General features: G+C 38.1%; 20 protein-coding genes. 7 read left to right on the top strand and 13 right to left on the bottom strand.

All coding sequences use genetic code 11. The features are described from left to right. Window positions 1-2: 2 nt before the first annotated feature. Window positions 3-872, bottom strand: a complete 870-nt coding sequence (gene menB, locus IGK70_RS01695; protein WP_002383695.1) for a 1,4-dihydroxy-2-naphthoyl-CoA synthase — start codon at window positions 870-872, stop codon at window positions 3-5. Window positions 873-982: 110 nt separating this feature from the next. On the opposite strand from menB, the gene IGK70_RS01690 reads away from it, so the two are divergent. Beyond that, complete coding sequence (locus IGK70_RS01690) at window positions 983-1,363, top strand: PaaI family thioesterase (RefSeq protein ID WP_173962489.1); 381 nt, start codon at window positions 983-985, stop codon at window positions 1,361-1,363. Between the two features lie 69 nt (window positions 1,364-1,432). On the opposite strand, the gene IGK70_RS01685 is transcribed toward IGK70_RS01690, so the two are convergent. After that, window positions 1,433-2,032: a LysM peptidoglycan-binding domain-containing protein gene (locus IGK70_RS01685; RefSeq protein ID WP_002355317.1), complete on the bottom strand. Its 600-nt coding sequence runs from the start codon at window positions 2,030-2,032 to the stop codon at window positions 1,433-1,435. Window positions 2,033-2,850: 818 nt separating this feature from the next. Between IGK70_RS01685 and IGK70_RS01680 the strand changes: the two genes are divergently transcribed. Together IGK70_RS01680 and IGK70_RS01675 are read left to right on the top strand one after the other, a co-directional pair. Then, on the top strand, window positions 2,851-4,332 hold the full coding sequence (locus IGK70_RS01680; protein WP_002355315.1) for a peptide MFS transporter: 1,482 nt from the start codon (window positions 2,851-2,853) through the stop codon (window positions 4,330-4,332). 106 nt (window positions 4,333-4,438) lie between these two features. Next, entirely contained in the window at window positions 4,439-4,639 is a 201-nt protein-coding gene (locus IGK70_RS01675) for a hypothetical protein (RefSeq protein ID WP_002355314.1), read from the top strand. Window positions 4,640-4,698: 59 nt separating this feature from the next. Here the strand turns inward: IGK70_RS01675 and IGK70_RS01670 are convergent, their stop codons facing one another. The 6 genes from IGK70_RS01670 to IGK70_RS01645 all read right to left on the bottom strand — a co-directional run bounded on the left by IGK70_RS01670 (window position 4,699) and on the right by IGK70_RS01645 (window position 9,531). Further along, window positions 4,699-5,487 (bottom strand): gluconate 5-dehydrogenase, encoded by a 789-nt coding sequence (locus IGK70_RS01670; protein WP_002362994.1) that lies wholly within the window; start codon window positions 5,485-5,487, stop codon window positions 4,699-4,701. A 21-nt stretch (window positions 5,488-5,508) separates the two neighbouring features. Beyond that, complete coding sequence (kduI, locus tag IGK70_RS01665) at window positions 5,509-6,348, bottom strand: 5-dehydro-4-deoxy-D-glucuronate isomerase (protein WP_002355301.1); 840 nt, start codon at window positions 6,346-6,348, stop codon at window positions 5,509-5,511. A gap of 12 nt (window positions 6,349-6,360) precedes the next feature. Continuing rightward, window positions 6,361-7,368 (bottom strand): sugar kinase, encoded by a 1,008-nt coding sequence (locus IGK70_RS01660; RefSeq protein WP_077932730.1) that lies wholly within the window; start codon window positions 7,366-7,368, stop codon window positions 6,361-6,363. 4 nt (window positions 7,369-7,372) lie between these two features. Continuing rightward, window positions 7,373-8,020: a bifunctional 4-hydroxy-2-oxoglutarate aldolase/2-dehydro-3-deoxy-phosphogluconate aldolase gene (locus IGK70_RS01655; RefSeq protein ID WP_002367887.1), complete on the bottom strand. Its 648-nt coding sequence runs from the start codon at window positions 8,018-8,020 to the stop codon at window positions 7,373-7,375. A gap of 160 nt (window positions 8,021-8,180) precedes the next feature. Continuing rightward, window positions 8,181-8,933 carry an IclR family transcriptional regulator gene (locus IGK70_RS01650; RefSeq protein WP_002355294.1) on the bottom strand — a complete coding sequence of 251 codons (753 nt, stop codon included), beginning with the start codon at window positions 8,931-8,933 and terminating at the stop codon, window positions 8,181-8,183. A gap of 130 nt (window positions 8,934-9,063) precedes the next feature. Beyond that, on the bottom strand, window positions 9,064-9,531 hold the full coding sequence (locus IGK70_RS01645) for a MerR family transcriptional regulator (RefSeq protein WP_002383688.1): 468 nt from the start codon (window positions 9,529-9,531) through the stop codon (window positions 9,064-9,066). Window positions 9,532-9,631: 100 nt separating this feature from the next. On the opposite strand from IGK70_RS01645, the gene IGK70_RS01640 reads away from it, so the two are divergent. Together IGK70_RS01640 and IGK70_RS01635 are read left to right on the top strand one after the other, a co-directional pair. Beyond that, complete coding sequence (locus tag IGK70_RS01640; protein WP_085406522.1) at window positions 9,632-11,149, top strand: MDR family MFS transporter; 1,518 nt, start codon at window positions 9,632-9,634, stop codon at window positions 11,147-11,149. Then, a complete protein-coding gene (locus IGK70_RS01635) occupies window positions 11,149-11,853 on the top strand; it encodes a DUF4811 domain-containing protein (protein ID WP_220421673.1) in 705 nt (234 codons plus the stop codon). The genes IGK70_RS01640 and IGK70_RS01635 overlap by 1 nt, the downstream gene beginning before the upstream one ends. A 43-nt stretch (window positions 11,854-11,896) precedes the next feature. Here the strand turns inward: IGK70_RS01635 and IGK70_RS01630 are convergent, their stop codons facing one another. The 4 genes from IGK70_RS01630 to IGK70_RS01615 all read right to left on the bottom strand — a co-directional run bounded on the left by IGK70_RS01630 (window position 11,897) and on the right by IGK70_RS01615 (window position 16,428). Continuing rightward, window positions 11,897-12,970, bottom strand: a complete 1,074-nt coding sequence (locus tag IGK70_RS01630) for a hypothetical protein (protein ID WP_258150082.1) — start codon at window positions 12,968-12,970, stop codon at window positions 11,897-11,899. A 333-nt stretch (window positions 12,971-13,303) separates the two neighbouring features. Next, a complete protein-coding gene (locus IGK70_RS01625) occupies window positions 13,304-14,533 on the bottom strand; it encodes an ABC transporter permease (protein ID WP_002375822.1) in 1,230 nt (409 codons plus the stop codon). Beyond that, entirely contained in the window at window positions 14,530-15,240 is a 711-nt protein-coding gene (locus tag IGK70_RS01620; RefSeq protein ID WP_002383683.1) for an ABC transporter ATP-binding protein, read from the bottom strand. Before IGK70_RS01620 ends, IGK70_RS01625 begins: the two co-directional genes overlap by 4 nt. A 9-nt stretch (window positions 15,241-15,249) precedes the next feature. Further along, window positions 15,250-16,428 carry an efflux RND transporter periplasmic adaptor subunit gene (locus IGK70_RS01615; protein WP_002355284.1) on the bottom strand — a complete coding sequence of 393 codons (1,179 nt, stop codon included), beginning with the start codon at window positions 16,426-16,428 and terminating at the stop codon, window positions 15,250-15,252. A gap of 320 nt (window positions 16,429-16,748) precedes the next feature. On the opposite strand from IGK70_RS01615, the gene IGK70_RS01610 reads away from it, so the two are divergent. Next, window positions 16,749-17,387, top strand: coding sequence for an NAD(P)H-binding protein (locus tag IGK70_RS01610; RefSeq protein ID WP_002358396.1), 639 nt, complete (start codon window positions 16,749-16,751; stop codon window positions 17,385-17,387). Window positions 17,388-17,465: 78 nt separating this feature from the next. Beyond that, window positions 17,466-18,581, top strand: a complete 1,116-nt coding sequence (locus tag IGK70_RS01605) for an NAD(P)/FAD-dependent oxidoreductase (protein ID WP_033601158.1) — start codon at window positions 17,466-17,468, stop codon at window positions 18,579-18,581. A 67-nt stretch (window positions 18,582-18,648) separates the two neighbouring features. Here IGK70_RS01605 and IGK70_RS01600 read toward each other — a convergent pair whose 3' ends face one another. Continuing rightward, window positions 18,649-19,803, bottom strand: a complete 1,155-nt coding sequence (locus IGK70_RS01600; protein ID WP_002355280.1) for a mannitol-1-phosphate 5-dehydrogenase — start codon at window positions 19,801-19,803, stop codon at window positions 18,649-18,651. Window positions 19,804-19,809: the final 6 nt, after the last annotated feature.

The following is a 19,809-nucleotide window of genomic DNA, read 5'->3' as shown; positions in this document are numbered from 1 at the left end:
GTTTATGGGAATTTAGGGAATTGATCGAAATCTGGTGTCCGTTTTTCTTTAAATGCATCTCGGCCTTCTTGTGCTTCAGCCATTGTATAGTAAAGAAGTGTCGCATCACCAGCTAATTGTTGCACACCAGCCAAGCCATCTGTATCGGCATTTAAAGAGGCTTTAATCATCCGTAAAGCAATCGGGCTTTTGGTTAACATTTCTTCTGCCCACTCCATTGTCACATCTTCTACTTGATCCAATGGAACAACGGTATTAATCCAGCCCATATCTAAAGCTTCTTGAGCAGAATACTGTTTACACATAAACCAAACTTCTTTCGCTTTTTTATGGCCGATAACGCGCGCCAAGTAACCTGAGCCGTATCCACCATCAAAGCTACCGACATTTGGTCCTGTTTGCCCAAACTTAGCATTTTCAGCCGCAATTGTTAAATCACAAACTAATTGTAAAACATTGCCGCCACCAATGGACCAGCCTTTCACCATTGCGATGACTGGTTTGGGAATGACACGGATTAACCGTTGTAAATCTAACACATTTAAACGTGGAATGTTGTCTTCGCCAACGTAACCACCATTACCTCGAACTTTTTGATCGCCACCAGAACAGAATGCTTGGTCACCTGCGCCTGTTAAAATAATAACCCCGACATCTTCTTTATCACGACTAATGTTGAATGCATCAATCATTTCCATGACTGTTTTTGGTGTGAATGCGTTGTGAACATGCGGGCGGTTGATAGTAATTTTTGCTACTTTGCCTTCTTGCTCAAATAAAATTTCATCATATTCTTTAATTGTTGTCCAGTTTCTCATTAGGAAACCTCCTTCATTAATCTCATCTTTTCTATTATACACAAGAATCGGCACTTTAGAGAAAAAGTCGCTTGAATTTTAAGAAAAAACATGGCTATTTCAAATTTTCTTCATTCCTGTATAATAAATAAAAAACCTTTTATTCTCTCTTTTATTAGAAAGGACTGATTACTATTCATCTTTTAGAGTATTTAGGTATCACGATTCAACACGTTTCTGCTGAGAAATGTCAGCTTACTTTAGCGGTAAAAGACGTGCATAAACAACCCTATGGCCTTGTCCACGGGGGCTTAAACGGCGTCTTAATTGAAACTGCCTGTAGTTTAGGTGCGAACGAAAACGTTCCTGAAAACATTTTTGCTGTCGGCATAGACTTACAAGTAAATCATCTTCGTAGTGTCCATGATGGTAGCCTTACCGTGATTGCGACGCCCGATCACTCGGGAAAGACCCTTCAAGTTTGGGAAGCAAAAATATATAACGCAGACCACCAATTGACGAGCGTGGGGCGTTGTACCTTAACAAATCGACAAAAAAAACAGTAATCTTTACAGGTTACTGTTTTTTTGTTTATGGTTTTTAATAAGTAATTAGATTACTTCGTTTATTTAATTTTAGTACCAACCATTTGCTAACCAGAATGATTTAGCTGCATCCCATGAACCATAGCGACCTGCTACGTACTGATCTGCCACGCGTTCTTGGTTGGCAGGTGAATAGTCACCATTTAAATAAGAGGCAGATAATTGGTAACGACCGATATACTGGCCGTTTGTTGCATCGTAAGAACCACTAGATTCACGTTGTGCGATCCACTCTTTTGCATCACTGCTTGCGGCAGGTGCTGCTGGTTGCGCTACTTCTTGAGCAACAGGTTGTTGTACTTCTTGTTGTACTGGTTGTGCAACAGGTTGTTCAACTACTTGTTGCACTGGTGCAACTTCTACAGCTGGTGCTGGAGTATTAGCAACTTCTTTTTCTGAACGAATAACTAATTGTTCTCCTTCAAAAATTAAATCAAGGTTTGGCAATTTGTTATCAGAAGCAATTTTTTGAATTAAGCTATTGTCTCCTGCAAATTGATGAGAAATTGTTGATAAAGTATCTCCTGCTTTAACTGTATATAAGCTTTCTGCGTTTGCGTCTGTTCCTAAGAATAATCCTAAACCTGCGGCCAAAGTTGTTCCAAGTAAAATCGTTTTGATTGATTTCATGTATGTTTCTCCTTTGTAATTAAAAATATTTGATTGTTGCTCTTAGCACTCGGCAACAACCACGTCTGCTTCGCTTTATCGAAACGACTTCACATACTTTATCATCGAATGGCCGGCCGTAGGTGAATATCTCGTGACAATTTATTACTAGAATGTCGGTTTTGTTACATTTTGTAATAAAAAGCTGCCGGAAGCTTGATATTATCCTGTTTATATTTTGCGAAAAAAAGTTAAAAAAACAGGATTTTATTTTTGAGAAACCGTTTTCTAACCCTTGATTAGCCCTTAAATGTCGGTTTTTTTACATTCGTTTCAGTCAAAAAGTAACAAAATGTTAAATATACTAGACATGAGAATGTTTTTTTCAAAAACTCACGCCTAAAAAGAACAGGTGTTTTCTTTGAATTTTTTTTATCATTCACTATTTTTATTTTTCCTTCTATTATATAGATAAATTTTTTGTCGTATTCATTTTTCGATTCTGAAAAAACACTAAGCACTTCCTATTGAAACAAAAAGAGTTAAACAAAAAAATCTTATATTTTGCTTGTTATTTATTCATTTTAATCTTATTCAAAAAAAGAACAGCTAAAACGACTGTGAAAACAAATTATTGAAAATAAAGCAGAATAAATATTCATTTTTATCATAATTCACGAATAAAAAACAAACAATCGCTCGAACGCTTGTTATTTAAAAACATAATCAGTTTTTTCTCTTTCTATTTTCCAATCTATGAGTAATAAAATATATGAATCTACATTTAAGTCATTTTATTATCAAATATTCTGAATATTATAAGAATTGGAGTTTTATCTATGAGTGACAAAGAACAACTTGAGAAATTAGACAAATCCTTTCTGGGACAACCGAAAGGACTAGCAACACTGTTCTTCACAGAAATGTGGGAACGTTTCAGTTACTACGGCATGCGTGCTATTCTAATGTATTACATTTACGATACCGTAGCCAATGGCGGTTTAGGTCTCCCCAAAGCAACTGCCTTAGCCATCATGTCCATTTATGGATCAATGGTTTTCATGTCCAGTATCATTGGCGGTTGGGTCTCTGACCGTGTCTTAGGTTCAAGGAAAACTGTTTTTATTGGTGGTTTGTTAATCATTGCTGGACATATTGTTCTCGCTACCCCATTTGGTGTCCCCGCCTTATTCGTTTCTATTATGTTAATTGTATTTGGGACTGGGATGTTAAAACCAAACGTTTCAGGGATGGTTGGCCATCTTTATTCAAAAACTGACTTACGTAGAGATGCAGGCTTCTCCATTTTTTACATGGGGATTAATATCGGAGCCTTAATCGCTCCCCTTGTTGTCGGAACTTTAGGACAAGAATATAATTATCATTTAGGCTTTTCCGTTGCCGCAGTAGGAATGTTCTTCGGGCTACTACAATATTATTTCCAAGGACGTAAATCTCTGGCTGGAATTGGTCAGGCCCCAACTAATCCAATGTCTAAAGAAGAGCAAAAGAAATTTGCTAAAGCATTTATGTTGGCAATTGTCGTTGCTTTACTTATTTTTGGTGGCGCCTATGTCACAGGACATTTAACAATTGATTTCTTTATTAATACCATCAGCGTGTTAGGAATCCTGTTACCAGTTTATTATTTCAGCAAAATGTTAACGTCTAAAGATGTCACTGCTGAAGAAAAACCAAAAGTTCTGGCTTACTTGCCATTATTCTTAGCAGCAATTGTTTTCTGGTCATTGGAAGAACAAGGTTCGTCTATTCTTGCTCTATTTGCAAATGAACGGACGCAAACGAGTTTGTTTGGCTTCCCGATTGCCGCTAGCTGGTTCCAATCATTAAATCCTGTATTCGTAGTTATTTTGACCCCTATTTTTGTTACATTATGGACAAAACTAGGTAAACGTCAACCATCAACAGTTGTGAAGTTTTCACTAGGGCTAGTCTTTGCTGGTCTTTCCTTCGTCTTATTAATGTTGCCAGGTCTACTTTATGGTACCGAAGGACGGGTGAGTCCACTTTGGTTATTCTTTAGTTTCTTCATTATGATTGTCGGAGAAATGTGTTTATCTCCCGTTGGCTTATCGATTACTACAAAATTAGCACCGAAAGCTTTCGAAGCTCAAACCGTTGCTATTTGGTTATTAGCAGATGCCGCTTCACAAGCCATTAACGCTCAAATTGCTCGTTTCTATACACCTGGAACAGAGTCAGCATATTTTGGGATTGTCGGACTTGTAGCTGTCGTTGCTGGGATTCTCTTATTCATTGTGAAAAAACCAATCCAAAACTTAATGGGTGACGTCCGTTAAACCGTCAAAAAAGTTGCCTTTCTCTTTTTTGAAAGGCAACTTTTTTATACAGCGTTTTGATAACGTTTTCATCAAGTGGTATACTAAATAGAAGGAGGACGAGGACATGCGTTACTTAATTGGCGGTATTTTTTTATTGATTAGTATCTGGCAATTCATTGTTACTGGACGGACATTTTCCTACTTAAAGAAAGAGGGCGGCAAAAGAACCTCACCATTTATTCTGTTAGGACTATGGAGTAGCTTAGTGTTTGCTATTATTTCATTTGCTGTGGCGATTGCTTCTTTCTTTTATGTGAGTTTTTAGTAGAAGGCTAGCCATAAGTAAAGGAGCGAGATTGCTAATCTCGCTCCTTTACTTATTTATTATGGTTGTTTTCCAATATAAGCTAAAATTCCACCATCGACATATAAGATATGTCCGTTAACAAAGTCAGAAGCGTTAGATGCTAAGAAAACTGCTGGGCCAGCTAAGTCTGCTGGTGTGCCCCAACGATTAGCAGGTGTTCGTCCCAAGATGAATTCGTTAAATGGATGCCCTGGTTCTCTTAATGGCGCCGTCTGTGGCGTTTCAATGTAGCCAGGTCCAATCCCATTACATTGAATATTATATTGTCCATATTCAGAAGCAATATTTTTCGTTAACATTTTTAGTCCGCCTTTTGCTGCCGCGTACGCACTAACTGTTTCACGACCTAGTTCACTCATCATTGAACAGATATTGATAATTTTGCCATGGCCCTTTTCAATCATATCTGGAATAACCGCTTTTGCCATAATAAATGGCGCATTCAAGTCAACATCAATCACTTGACGGAACTCTTCTGCTGACATATCCACCATTGGAATTCGTTTAATAATTCCCGCATTATTGACTAAAATATCAATAGAGCCGACTTCTTCTTTAATCTGAGCAACCATCGCTTGAACTTGCTCTTCATCAGTGACATCACACACATAACCACGTGCTTCAATCCCTGCAGCCCGATAATTTTCCAAGCCTTGTTCAACTGATTCAGGAGATAAGTTATTAAAAACAATTGTTGCTCCTGCTTCAGCTAAGGATTTCGCAATCTCAAAGCCAATCCCATAAACAGCACCTGTAATTAACGCTACTTTTCCATCTAATTGAAAATCATTCATTTTAAATTCCATGTTTTCTCCTCTTTCTTTGGTTTATTTTAATTGATCCATTGCAACCATATCCATGTCTGTGTACGTAATATTTTCTCCGCACATGGCCCAAATAAAGGAATAATTACTTGTACCAACCCCAGAATGAATTGACCAGCTTGGTGAAATGGCTGCTTGTTCATTACTCATTACTAAATGTTTCGTTTCGTCTGGTTTACCCATCATGTGGAAAATCCGCGTATCTTCTTCCATATCAAAATAAACATACGCTTCCATACGACGTTCATGTGTATGACAAGGCATTGTATTCCAAGCGCTACCTGGTTCTAAAATGGTGTAGCCCATTTGTAACTGGCAACTTTCACAAACGTTCGGATGAATGTATTGGTAAATTTTACGTTGGTTCAATGTTAATGGATCACCCGTTTCCATTGGGGTAATTTCATCAATACTAATTTTTACGTTCGGATATTTATGATGTGCTGGCACACAACTAATGTAAAATTTCGCTGGATTATCAGGGTTTTCTGAAGAAAAACGAACATGTTTTGTTTCTTTCCCAATATAATAGCCATCTTGTTTTTTCATTGTTTCTTTGGCGCCATCAATTTCAATAAAGCCGGGTCCCCCAATATTAATAACTCCTAGTTCACGACGTTCTAAGAAATAATCAACTCCTAATTCCTTGTCCAAAATAATTTCTAATTCTTCTGTGGTCGGTGTCACACCACCAAAAATCATCCGATCATTATGTGTGTAGGTTAAGCTGATTGCACCTGGAATAAAAACTTTCTCTACTAAAAATTCATCTCTCAATTGTTCTGTTGAATAGTGACGGATATCCGCCGGACTATGTGTATAACGTGTTTCCATATTTTGCATAACTAAAATCTCCTATCTATTTATTTTTCCTGAGCCCGTTGCCAAAAAAGCAAGGACTTCTTTTTGACTAAATTGATTACAATCACCATGGATAGTATGTTTTAACGCACTAGCCGCTGTCGCAAAATCAATACAGGTTTGTGGATCATAGGCAGCTAATAAACCATGTAAAACCCCACCAGCAAACGCATCACCGGCACCGACACGGTCAACAATCGGTTGTAATCGATGACATTTAGACGTATAATACGCACCTTTGTACCATAGCGTTCCGATTAATTCATTATCTGTCGCTGAATGAACTTGACGTTTGGTTGAATAAAATACTTGAATGTTGGGATAACGTTCTTGCATTTTTCGGTAGTACCACGTTAATGCGTCTTCAAGTTCTTCCTCTGGTTCTGGAATCTCCAGTAAATAACGAGCATCTAATACCCCAGCTGAACAAATATCAACAAATGGAAGAATGGCCTTCAATGCCACGCTCGCTTCTTTCTGGGACCAAAGTTTTCCTCGATAATTAATGTCAAAACTTACTTGGCACCCTGCTTGCTTCGCTGCTTTAACTAGCGCAACCGTCATACTTTGCCAATTTTTTGATAACGCCGCTGTAATCCCTGAAATATGAAAGATCTCTACTCCTGAAAACAGCTCATGTAAGTCCCATTCCATTTCTTCGATTTGAGCAAAGCTTGAATAGGCGCGATCATAGACAACACTGGCTGCTCGTTCTCCTGTACCAGTTTCCAAGTAATACGTTCCTAGGCGTGTTCCGCCAGTTCGTACAAATTCCGTTGAAACCCCATAACGACTTAAATGCTTTTTGGCGGCTTCTCCTAATGAATTATCGGGCACTTTACTAGCAAAAGTCACTTGGTGGCCATAGTTCGCTAACGAAATCGCTACATTCGCTTCACCACCGCCGTAATGTACAGCGAAATTTTCTGTTTGTGCTACGCGTATTCCGACAGGCGTGGACAAACGCAACATGATTTCTCCCAATGTTACGACTTTCCCCATGTGCCTACACCCCTTTGATTGCTTGGAATTTTTCCATATAGGCTTGGGCAACCTCACGAACTTTTTCAAAATCCCCAGTTGCTGCTGGCGCTAACAGATTGCCACCAACACCGACAGCCGTCACACCTGCAGCAAACCACTCGGCCATATTTTCCAAACTGACACCACCCGTTGGCATAATATTTAACTGAGGCAATGGCGCTTTAAATGCCGAAATAACACTCGGTCCATAAACACTTCCCGGAAATAGTTTAATAATATCTGCTCCGCTTTTCAGTGCTTCTTTCATTTCTGTGATGGTCATACAGCCTGGCAAGTAGGGAACTTGATATAAATTGCAAATTTTAGCGGTTTCTTCATCGAAGCTTGGACTCACAATATATTCAGCCCCTGCTACAATAGCTAAACGAGCAGTCGTAGCATCCAAAACTGTCCCCGCACCAATGACTACGTCAGGATTCTCTTGGTATAACGCAACTAATTCCTGAATCACTTCTGTTGCTTGAGGAACAGTAAAGGTTAACTCAATCCCCCGCATACCGCCTGCTACAATGGCTTGACTAGCTTTTAGCGCTTCCTCTTTTGTCTTTCCGCGAACCACAGCAATCACGCCAGCATTTTCTAATTTTTGTAAAATTGATACTCGCTTCAACAGACTCCCTCATTTCTTATTTAGAAATATATATTTATTATAAAGAAATTCACAACTTCATTATACAGATAAAAAAAGAAAATGCAAACGTTTTTACAAAAATAAAAAAAGAAAGACAAACAAAAATCCCAATCGACTTTTGTTTGTCTTTCTTTTTCTACTATAATTTCGCTTCAATCGCTGCTTTTGTTGCTAAAAGGGCTTGATTAATCGTCGTTTTATTTTCCTCTGTCAAACGATATTTCGGCATGCTTACACTAAAAGCACCCGCAATTTCGCCATCTTTCATTAAAGATACTCCGCTACAGAAAATATCTTGTTCAATTTCTTCATCATCGTAAGCAACCCCCGTTTGTTGCACTTGTTTTAATTCTTTTTTCAAACGCAAGGGATTGGTAATCGTATTTTCGGTATAGGGAATTAATGTCTGCGTGTCTAAATATTGTTGCACTTGTTCTTCCGAAAATTCTGCTAAAACGGCTTTACCCATGGCCGAATTATACAAAGGTCGAGTAATTCCCACTTTCGAGGACATGCGAATCGTTTGATTTTTCGGTTCTAATTTATTGATATACAGAATTTCATTATTATTTAAAATCCCTAAATGAATGGTTTCATCGACCGTATTTTGAAGGTTTTCTAAATAAGGTACCGCAATTTCAGCTAAATCGATTTGCTCCACACTTTGATTCGCATAGCGAATCAATTTTGTTCCTAAGCGGTACGTCTTGTTCGTGTCTTTTTGAACATAGCCAATTAATGTTAAGGTTTCTAAAATTTTGATTGCCGTTGATGCCGTCATTTCGGTATTCTTTGCAATTTCCTGTAAGGTTTGATCGGGTTGTAAACTTAGACAGTCCATGATTTTAGCCGCTTTTAACAAGACTGTTCCGTAAGGTTTTGTTTCTTTCATCGAAACCCTCCTTTTCCATATAAGAAATTATATAGAAAAATAAAGAAATTGCAAGAAAAAAAGAACTCGAAGATTCATTCAGTAACGTTTTACTTTCACTTCAGGTCTTTCTCCCAGTCCTATTTCATTCTTATTTTCTTTTCTTTAACTCATCAGAAACATCTGCATCCTTAGGAATTAAAAGATACTCACTGACTTCTGTGGTTTCATTAAATACGACATATAATTTTTGTTCTTCATCGAAATCGCCTAAATCAATCGCTACGTAATTAGGACAAACTTCTGAGATACCATGAAACATTTGACTAAAGATTTTTTTCGTCATCCCCACATTACGATGCTGCTCTTCTGCTTTTTCCACCGCACTTTGTAACGTATATCCTTCATCTAAAAAACGCTTGATCCAATGCACTTTGACGACTGTATGTAACCGATATTTCCGTGGACCGTTTGCATCTTTCGCAATGGAAGAAATATACCCTTTTTCTTCCCAATAACGAAGTTGACGTGGCGAAACTTCAGCAATTTCACTTAGTTCACTAATTCCTATCAACAAATTTTCTTCATTTAACAAACGCTGAATCATTTTTGACCACATTAGTTTAACTTCCTTTCCCTTATCCTTTCCTTAATTGTAGTTTTTTTTACGCCTTTGTCAAGTAAGTTGACAAAGATTCTAATTAGTTGTAAAGTAGTTAATGCAATTTAATTTGAAACTTACAGAAAAAGGAGCGATATATGTGACTTCACAACAACCTGTGGATATTCACGGAAAACCTTATAACCGGTCGTTACTAGTCGGCGTTTTACTAATCGGAACATTTTGTACGATTTTAAACCAAACACTTTTAACGACGGCCTTACCTACATTAATGAAAGAATTTGATATCTCAGCTTCAAGTGTACAGTGGCTAACCACTGGATTCCTACTTGTGAACGGCATTATGATTCCCATCAGTGCTTGGTTGATTAACAAATTTAGTTCAAAAAAATTATACATAACAGCGATGTCAACGTTCTTAATCGGAACCATCATCTGTTTTGTAGCGCAAGACTTCGGCATGTTATTGACTGGACGTCTTGTTCAAGCCGCAGGGGTCGGCGTATCTATGCCTCTTTTACAAACAATTATGCTTTCAATTTTCCCGCCTGAAAAACGTGGCGCTGCCATGGGCACAACGGGAATTGTTATCGGATTAGCACCCGCTTTAGGTCCAACATTATCTGGTTGGATTATTGATTCTTATACATGGCGTGACCTTTTTGGGATGGTCATTCCAATTGTCGTTTTAGTCCTAATTTTAGCTTCATTTTTAATGAAAAATGTCATTCAATTATCTAATCCAAGTATCGATGTCTTATCGGTCATTCTTTCTACTCTCGGCTTTGGTAGCTTACTTTACGGCTTCTCAAGCGTTGGTGATAAAGGTTGGGGTAGCCCACAAGTCTATGGATTCTTAATTGTTGGTGCGATTGTTTTATGTCTTTTTACATATCGACAATTGCATTTAGAACAACCTTTCTTAGAACTACGCGTTTTTAAATCAAAAGTCTTTACTGTTGCAGCCATTTTATCTGGCGTAACCAACATGGCAATGATTGGCGCCGAAATGGTTTTACCTTTGTATATCCAAAATATTCGTGGTGAATCTGCCTTCCATTCAGGGTTAATGCTTTTACCAGGAGCGTTAGTCATGGGACTTATGATGCCAGTAACGGGTCGCATTTTTGATAAAATTGGTGCCCGTCGTCTTGCGATTACTGGGATGTTTATTTTAACAGCTGCAACGTTACCGTTTGCTTTCTTAACAAAAGCAACACCTATTATTTATATCATTGTCCTATATGCGATTCGGATGTTTGGTATTTCGATGGTCATGATGCCTGTGACAACTTCTGGCATGAATGCTTTACCAATGAATTTATTAAGTCACGGAACTGCTGTAAACAACACCTTCCGACAAGTAGCCAGCTCAATTGGAACAGCTGTTTTGATTAGTGTTTTAACAAATGTTACCAAAGACGGCTTACCTGAATCAGACTTATTAAAAACAGCCCCACTCGCTTATCGCGACCAAGCAACAAACGCAACATTAAACGGTTATCACGCAGCCTTCTTCGTGGCAACAATCTTTGGCGTTCTCGGCTTGGCGATTACTTTCTTCTTAAATAAAAAAGAAGAGATGCCTGTTAAGGAAGTAGGTGCAATGAAATAATGATTATTTTCCTTTTAATCCTTTGCGTGTTAGGCTTTGCCTATACGAATGTATTCGGCCGAAAAGTTTGGCATAAATTCTGTATGGTTATTTTTGGTTTAGGCTTCTTAGCTTCGTTAAGTCTTATCGTTTTAAACGATAAAGATCATTTTGGTATGACCGAAGTTATTCAGGACAAAACGTTTGAACTAAAAAGCAGTAGCGCAAGCAAAGATGGCCCCAACATGTTATTGTACCAGCCGTTGGGCGATGGTTCCGAAAAAGTTTATTTATATAACACACCAGATAAAAAGAAACTACAAAAAACAGGAACGGAAAACGTCACAAACACGGTTCAAAAAGATGCTCAAAAAGCCACATTAGTCCAAAAAACGACGAAATGGTCCTATCAAGAGTCTTGGGCCAAAACACTATTTGGCCTTGCTGACAACGATAACCAATTTACAAAACAAGAAAACACCTTCAACGTTGCTAGTGACTGGCTAGTTTTAAGTGCTGATCAAGCCAAAAAATTAGGCGAATATATGGAACAACATGCCGCTGATATCAAAAAAGAAGGGACTGAAACAGTTGGCAAAAAAATGATGGCTGCTATGATGGCGAATCCATCAATGTCCCAAGAAGAACAAGCGAAACTCACCGAACAATATACCAAAGAGTTTCAACAAGAATTGATTCAGAAAATTCTTAGTGACATGAAATAAAAAGAAGGACTGCCTGAGAAACTTATCAGGCGGTCCTTCTTTTTTAATGATTAACCCAAATATAAATACCTTGTTCTTCTTTTTCAAGAACTTTTGTTTCCGAAAGCAAATTTCCTGTCACCAAATCATATCTGAGAAGCGTCTGACCAGCTAAAACCAACAACTGATTATCTTTCGTTGTATTTACACTATAGATCATAGATTCTTCTAATTCTTCCGTCTTTAACTGTCCATTAATATTTAAAAAATAACTTTCTTCCGTAGCAAGATTAACAATTGACAGCCCCACTTTCCCTAATGCATTTGGCTCGTGATCAATAATCAAATATTCGGACGTTCTACTTTTGTAAATTAGGTTAGGAAAATTCTCTGTCAATTGAATAAAACGTTGATTTTTAGCATCTAAACCCATTTGCATAATTCGATTATCTGGCACATTTTCATAACTTACTCGGTTTCTATGAGCCGTTATCGGCAAGTAAATTTGATTATTTACAATCACAGAAGAAGTAAAACCATAAACATACTCTGGGTTTGTATCTAAAAATATTTCGTCTGTTAATGTCAAATTTTCCCCTTCTTTAAAAATGAACAACGTATTCTCATAAAGTTGTTTTTCTTTGGCTTCCTGACTAGCGACGACATATAGCTTATTTTGTGTTCCTGAAAATTGCGTAACTGGTGTTGTAGATTCATTAAACATGTATGAACTAACTGGATTCCCTTCAGTATCAAAAGAATAAAAACGCTCTGCTTGAACAGTATAAAAATAGTTGGAGCTATAACCAGTACCAGTATAAGGATATTTTTCTGTCTTTCTTTTCAAAAGTTCTCCTTTTAAAAAATCAACACTCACTATAAATTCATCCTTAGTGCTGCTCAAAAGATCACCCGTTGAAAATAGTAAATAGTGGGATTGTAATCTTCCTTTTGAAAACCCTGTTGGGACAATCTCTGGTAGATTCACACGACTTCGCTTATGTTTTTTGATGTCATTTTCAGAAAACATGAATGAATAAATCGCTTGGGTTGATAATACATAAAAATCTGTTTCTTCTTGCACAACAAAAGATTGCTTTTTTTCTTCTATCAATTTGTCTTTTACAACAAATAACATTATTCCAATACTAATCAAACTAAGAAATCCTGCTACTATTTTTTTCATATTTTCGTTGTATTTCTATATGTAATTGGCGCCTGAACTTTTTTAAACAATTGTCTTATACTCACTATATTATTCCCTAGACAGCTTTGATACCTTTCTTCTACAGTCCATTCTACATAACCAACCAACAACAGTCTAACCGTTTTTTTCATTTTCTCTCCTCCTATTAAAACAATATGCTTCCATTGTGACCATGCACAACAAAAGCATATCATTCAATCTTTTAACAAACAATCTCATTTCAGATTATTTGAACTGTTTAGAAAAAACCAAAAATATATCTTTTTAATTATAAATCGCTTTAATCGGATCCATCCTCGAGGCGCCAATTGCTGGAATAATCCCGAAAAAGATACCTGTGAAGACAGAAACCAATGTTGAAATGGCAAAGATGGACGGCGTAATAATTGGCGTAATCGAAATATACCCACCGACCACAGTTGCCAATAAATAGCCGCAGCCGACACCAATCAAACCACCAATCAATGTGATAAACGCTGCTTCCATTAAAAATTGGAATAAAATGACTCGTGGTTTAGCACCAATGGCCCGACGAATCCCGATTTCTCGTTTCCGTTCCGTGACAGACACATACATGATGTTCATGACGCCAATTCCCCCGACTAATAGGGAGATTGCAGTAATTGCCATCAGAAACATCGTCATACCCGTGACCATTTCTTCCATTTGTTGTTGGAGTTGTTGGTCTTGGTCATTTTCTTTAAACGTTCCTTTCACTTCAGGATGATTTTCACTTAAAATAGCGATTGCCTGTCCTAAAATTGCTTCCCGGTCCGCTCCCTCACGAACCTTAATATTGATGCCACTAATTGCTTTTGTTTTCGCTAATTTATTATATGATTCTCGAGAAACAAAACTACTCATAGCAGTTGCCCAATCATCGTTCATACCCAAACTATCTAAATCTTTTGGTGCTAAAATACCAATCACCTTGTACATATAACCACCAATTGAAACAGCTTTTCCAATGAGTTGGCTAGGATCATCAAGCCGAATTTGCGCTTCAAAGATATCATGATTTAAGACAATCGCATCTGTATTTGCATCGCTCGGTTGAAAATCACGACCATATAAAATATCATTCTGCCCTTTAGTCGACGTAATGGATAAATTCGCTTGCGCCCCAAAATAATCCATTGGTACAAACAAATTGTCTCCGCCCCCCATCATTGATTCACCATATTGAGGATAAATACTTTCAATTCCTTGAATGTCTTGTAATTTTTTCAAGTCCACTCGGCTAAACGTATAATCTGGCTCTTCGTAGGACATAAAATTGTCACTGCTACCATCTGACATTGTATAATGAATCTTCAAAACATCCGCGTTCACTGCACTGGATGCCTTCACAACTTGACGTTTCATCCCTTCACCTAGCGCAGAAATCGTTACGACTGATGTAATCCCAATAATAATCCCGACCATCGTTAAAAATACCCGCAACTTATGTGCCTTTAAGCTTAAAAAAGTACTAACAAATAAATTAGCAATCATCTAATCACCTCTTCTTCCAAAAAGCGACCATCTTTCATATGAATCACTCGTGAGGCATATTTTTTCATATCTTCATCATGTGTCACCATGACAATTGTTTTGCCCTGTTCATTCAATTCTTTCAATAATTCCATAATTTCTGTACCCGTTTCACTATCCAATGCCCCAGTCGGTTCATCAGCCATAATCAATAATGGATCATTCACCAAGGAACGAGCAATGGCTACTCTTTGTTGCTGTCCTCCAGAAAGTTCAGTAACTTTTGATTTGGCTTTTGTTTCCAAACCGACAATTTTTAGGTACTTCTCAGCAATCGCTTTTTTCTCAGCGCGGCTTTTTTTCCCTTCATAAACACAGGGCAATTGAACATTTTGACTAACATTTAAGGAATTAATCAAGAAAAATTGTTGAAAAATAAACCCTAGGTATTCATTGCGAAAGGCTGATTTTTTATTTTCAGACAATTTTGAAACATCTGTTCCTGAGAAATGATAGCTTCCGTCTGTTAAGCGATCCAAGAAACCGATAATGTTCATCAGCGTTGTCTTACCGCTGCCGGACTTCCCCATGATTAAAATGAACTCTCCTTGATGGATGGTCAAGTTCAATTCTTTTAAAACATGTAGTTTTTCCTTACCTACTGGATAGAACTTGTTAATGTCCCGCAATTCAATGAGGGGTTGATTTGTATTGTTTGCTTCCACCATCAAACCCTCCTATTTCGACGCATCTGTCATTGATTCGTTGGTTGCTGATTCATCAGAAGCAATCGCTGCATCTGATTCAACAATATCACCGACTTTTACTGGTTTTTTTGAAGAAATAACCACTCGGTCGGCTGATTCTAAGCCAGATTCAATCGCCATTTTGTCGCCATTTTCTTGCCCGACTTGGACATCACGACGAATGATGGTTCCAAAATCATTCACTAAAACGTAGGCCTGTTCACCCTCTTTTTGAATCGCTTTTTTCGGTAACTCAATCGCCCCTAAATCGCCTAAATCAATGGTTGCTTGCATATGATAGCCATTTTTGACTTTGTCTAAATTGGCCAACGCAATTTTGACGCTATAACTAGACATCGTCGTGCCGCCCTCTGGATTGCCACTCGCGGCATCGCTGTTGCCTTCAGGAGGATTATCATCGATGTAAGAAATTGAGCCATCCACAACCACATTGTTGGAAACAGAAGTTAGTTTAGCTTTTTGCCCAACACTAATTTTAGTCAAATCCTTTTCATTCACTTTCCCAGCTAAATAGAGATCTTCTGAAGTTAACCGTAAAATCGGTGAATTGGCGTCTTTTACTTCTGGAATTGATACGCGACCTTTGAAATTAGCTTTTGTGGAAATATATTGCTTCGCTCCTAAATCCGCTAAGGTTTCATTGGTGAAGGTGATCTCTTCATCTACCGCATCGACTTCTGTTTGATATTGTTCATTTAAATCATCCCCAGACATCGTGCGGTCTTCTTCTTTAGTTTTATTAAATTTATCAATGGCCCGATTCCACTTATTATAGATATTCGCCCGCTTCGTTTCTAATTTGGCTAAGCTATTTTGTTGTGCCTCAATTTCTTTTGTGACCGCCTCATCTTCATAAGTAAATAATTCTGTGCCTGCATCTACGACATCGCCGTTTTTCACCTTAATCTCTGGATCCTTTGTTATTTTTTGATCACGCGCAAAGGCTTCCATTTGTTCCGGTTGGATGACACCGTTAATATAAATTTGTTGCAAGTCGGGAACGTCAAAATAGTCAATTCCCCAGTCATCTTTAGGCGCTTGCTTGACAGCTACTTGTTGTGCATTTTTATTTAACGCATTCACAGTTACGATGCCCCCAACCGCAATTACCGCAACTGCCCCCAATATAATGATCGTTTTCTTCTTCATTTTCTTCGTTTCATCTCCTCATTCTATCTATTTTCCCTAACAAACTAAATTGCTCGGTCGTTCACTTATAACTATTTAACCATGCTTGAATTCAAGAAACAAGGGCCTTTCTCTAGGCCTTTAGTCTGATTTATTTCATCTTTGTTCATTTTTTTGTTTATTTCACGACAATCAACAACTATTATTGAGTCTTTGTGTTCCAACAATCTAAAAAGGTTATTTTTATGTTATTTATAATTAAACTATACGCAATCGAGATTTTTTGCTTCTTTTTTTATTTAAGGTACACTAGAAGAAACAATTGAAAGTGAGGGCTTGCCATGAAAGTCATTATTTTTGGCGGTAGCGGTTTTTTAGGTCAACAAATCGCGAAAATTTTAGTCCAACGCCAACATCAAGTCATCAGTGTTTCACGTCATGGAAAGCCTGCCACGCTCTCCGCATCTTGGAGCCACCAAGTGCAGTGGGTATGCTCCGATGTTACTCGTGACACGAATTGGCAAGAACAAGTCCAGCGTGCTGACTGGGTCATTGATACAGTAGGTATTTTATTTGAAAATCCACGAAAAAAGAAAACCTATCAACGGCTAATTCTGACGCCAGTGAAAAAAATCAGCTCTTTTTTAGCACAACAAAAAAAGCCAGCTAAGTTTTTATTTATTTCAGCCAATACTGTTCCTTTCCCTTTGAGAAAATATATGGATGCCAAATTGGCAGCGGAGGAACTAATCCACCAAGAAGTCGCCGAAGCAGTGATTTTTTATCCTAGTTTACTTGTAGGTCAAGAACGTACCGGCACCATACTTTTTAGTAAATGTATTTATTTTTTTAAGAAAATCCCCTTTTTAAAGAACTTATTTATTGGCTATGATCCTGTGCCTGTGGCAGAAATGGCACAAGAAATTGTTCACGTTTTAGAAGGCGGCAATTCTATTTACACACACAGAAGGACCCGTTAACAAGTTATCTCCCAATCGTCTCTGTCTAGAGGCGGTTTTTTTGTGTTACAATACAACTGTTCGAAGGAGAGAAGAAGCATGAAAAAAATTGCCATTATTGGCGGCGGCATTATCGGAATGACGTTAGCTAATTATTTAGATCCACAAAAATTTGACATTACCGTTTATGATGAAGGGCTCGGCCAAGCGACTAAAGCGAGCGCTGGGATTATTTCCCCTTGGCTATCCAAACGTCGGAATAAGAAATGGTACCAATTAGCGCGAGAGGGCGCTGCCCTATTTCCAAAGCTAGTCAAAGATTTTCAGCTGACGGAGGATATTTATCGTCAATCAGGGACAGTCATTTTGCGCCCGGCAGCCGCTTTGGCAGACTTAGCCCATTTGGCAGAAGAGCGTAAGCAAACTGCACCTGAAATTGGAGAAATCACGATGTTGTCAGCGGTTCAAACAGCGAAGTTCTTACCGCTACTTAAGGAAACTCCCTCACTTTTTATTTCTGGTGGCGGTCGCCTAGATGGACCAGCTTATCTAAACCATCTTCAGAAACGCGCCGAAGCTAAAGGGGTCACTTTTTGTTCACAACGGGCGCACTTTCGACAACTGAATCAAGGGTGGGAAATTGTCACAAATTCAGAAAAAAAGAGCGTTGATTTTCTCGCTTTAACACCTGGTCCTCATTTAAAGGAATTACTAGCTACTTTAAATTTATCTGTGGACATTCGTCCCCAAAAAGGACAATTATTAGTTTTCGAGACCCCTTTTACAAACAGTCAGCAATGGCCTGTTGCTATGTTAGATGGTGAAGCCGATTTAATTCCTTTTAATCAAGGAAAAATTTTATTAGGTGCCACCCACGAAAATGATCAAGCCTGGGATTTAGAAGAGACTGTTAGCGCTTTTCAACAACTAACTTCTGGGACTGCACCATTTCTAAAAGAAGCAGAGCAGCTTTTTAAGCAACCCATGCATTACCGCGTCGGTACACGTGCTTATACATCTGATTTCGCTCCGTTTTTTGGCCCTTTGCCAGAAATGCCCCACCTTGTGGTTGCTAGCGGACTTGGTTCATCAGGACTCACTACTGGCCCATTCATTGGTTACCAATTAGCTGAATACTTCAATACAGGTGCCTTCAAAGGAGAGCTTTATCAAAAACCACTTAGTCAATATGTAAAAAACAACCCCTCACTTTAATCAGTGAGCGGTTGTTTTTTCCCTTTAATTAAGAAATGTGAAGTATCTTGATAGAAGGATTTTGTTATTATGCTACTTGTGGTCGCGCATAGCGTTCTACGTTTTGTTTAATATTTTTAACCGTTTCTGGATCTTCAATGCCCGTTACTTCAGCGATCACTGTATCAACGCTTTCTTGGTCAAGCATTTCCTGTAATTGACGGCTTTGTTCATCTTCTGGATCATGATAATTAAAGACAATACCAATCATTGCTAATAAATGCGGCGACACTAGATTGCGTTCCTGTAATTCACGGATTGGTCGAATAAACCGTTCTTGCGCACCTAATTTTCTGATTGGTGTCCGTGCTACACGTGTAATAGCATCTGAAATATATTTATTTTGGAAACGTTGAATAATTTTTTCAATATAGGCTGCATGTTCTTGTTCATCAAAATTCCATTTAGCCACTAAAAGTTTACCAGTTTCCTGCAAAACTGATTTGAGTTGTGCTACCACTAAGGCGTCCTGCATCGCTTCGTCAATGGTTTGATAGCCTAACAACGCCCCTGTATAGGCAACTGTAGCATGGCCAGTGTTTACACTAAATAATTTTCGTTCAATATACGGCTCTAAATCAGCAACGTAATGAACGCCTTCTAACTGAATCTCTTTGGCTTTTCGGTTGGTATCATCAATGACCCATTCACAAAAAGGCTCAACTTGAACAAAAAGTGGATCTTCATGTTTTTGTAATGGAACAATCCGATCAACTGCCGCATCAGGAAAACCAATCCATTGTTCAGCATAAGCTGGGTTTTTCAAATATTTGGCCACTTCTTCTGCTAAAAAGGTTGAACCACCAATCATATTTTCACAAGCGATAATATCCAGCGGCTTTTGACAATTTGCTTCGGCACGTGCATCAATTCCTTGGGCAATTAATTCAGCAATTCTTGGTAAAATATTGGGACCAATCGCCGTCGTGACTAAATCGGCTTCCGCAATTGCTTCTACTACTTTTTCTGGTTCTGTCATGTTATTTAATCCGGTCACATTTTCAACGTTAATTTGTTGATGTGAGGCATCGGCCAATTCAATTGTATAACTTTTACGTTCTTTTAACGCTTGAATGATGGTTTCATTAACATCCACAAACGTAATATGAAACCCGTTTTTAGCTAAAATTTCGCCGATAAAGCCGCGTCCAATATTTCCTGCTCCAAAATGTACTGCGTTCATTCTTAT

This window comes from Enterococcus sp. DIV0358, assembly GCF_051713465.1.
GTDB classification, from domain to species: Bacteria; Bacillota; Bacilli; order Lactobacillales; family Enterococcaceae; genus Enterococcus; species Enterococcus faecalis.
The sequence above is the reverse complement of the archived record's forward strand: the minus strand, read 5'-3'. Positions and strand labels throughout refer to the sequence as shown.

Coding starts and splice junctions, on each gene's coding strand:
- IGK70_RS01610 (WP_002358396.1), top strand. CDS start 16,749: ATGAAAGTCATTATTTTTGGCGGTAGCGGTTTTTTAGGTCAACAAATC.
- IGK70_RS01645 (WP_002383688.1), bottom strand. CDS start 9,531: ATGTGGTCAAAAATGATTCAGCGTTTGTTAAATGAAGAAAATTTGTTG.
- IGK70_RS01625 (WP_002375822.1), bottom strand. CDS start 14,533: ATGATTGCTAATTTATTTGTTAGTACTTTTTTAAGCTTAAAGGCACAT.
- IGK70_RS01675 (WP_002355314.1), top strand. CDS start 4,439: ATGCGTTACTTAATTGGCGGTATTTTTTTATTGATTAGTATCTGGCAA.
- IGK70_RS01600 (WP_002355280.1), bottom strand. CDS start 19,803: ATGAACGCAGTACATTTTGGAGCAGGAAATATTGGACGCGGCTTTATC.
- IGK70_RS01635 (WP_220421673.1), top strand. CDS start 11,149: ATGATTATTTTCCTTTTAATCCTTTGCGTGTTAGGCTTTGCCTATACG.
- IGK70_RS01615 (WP_002355284.1), bottom strand. CDS start 16,428: ATGAAGAAGAAAACGATCATTATATTGGGGGCAGTTGCGGTAATTGCG.
- IGK70_RS01680 (WP_002355315.1), top strand. CDS start 2,851: ATGAGTGACAAAGAACAACTTGAGAAATTAGACAAATCCTTTCTGGGA.
- IGK70_RS01630 (WP_258150082.1), bottom strand. CDS start 12,970: ATGTTATTTGTTGTAAAAGACAAATTGATAGAAGAAAAAAAGCAATCT.
- IGK70_RS01670 (WP_002362994.1), bottom strand. CDS start 5,487: ATGGAATTTAAAATGAATGATTTTCAATTAGATGGAAAAGTAGCGTTA.
- IGK70_RS01640 (WP_085406522.1), top strand. CDS start 9,632: ATGCAATTTAATTTGAAACTTACAGAAAAAGGAGCGATATATGTGACT.
- IGK70_RS01605 (WP_033601158.1), top strand. CDS start 17,466: ATGAAAAAAATTGCCATTATTGGCGGCGGCATTATCGGAATGACGTTA.
- IGK70_RS01620 (WP_002383683.1), bottom strand. CDS start 15,240: ATGGTGGAAGCAAACAATACAAATCAACCCCTCATTGAATTGCGGGAC.
- kduI (WP_002355301.1), bottom strand. CDS start 6,348: ATGCAAAATATGGAAACACGTTATACACATAGTCCGGCGGATATCCGT.
- IGK70_RS01650 (WP_002355294.1), bottom strand. CDS start 8,933: ATGAAAGAAACAAAACCTTACGGAACAGTCTTGTTAAAAGCGGCTAAA.
- IGK70_RS01685 (WP_002355317.1), bottom strand. CDS start 2,032: ATGAAATCAATCAAAACGATTTTACTTGGAACAACTTTGGCCGCAGGT.
- IGK70_RS01660 (WP_077932730.1), bottom strand. CDS start 7,368: ATGGGGAAAGTCGTAACATTGGGAGAAATCATGTTGCGTTTGTCCACG.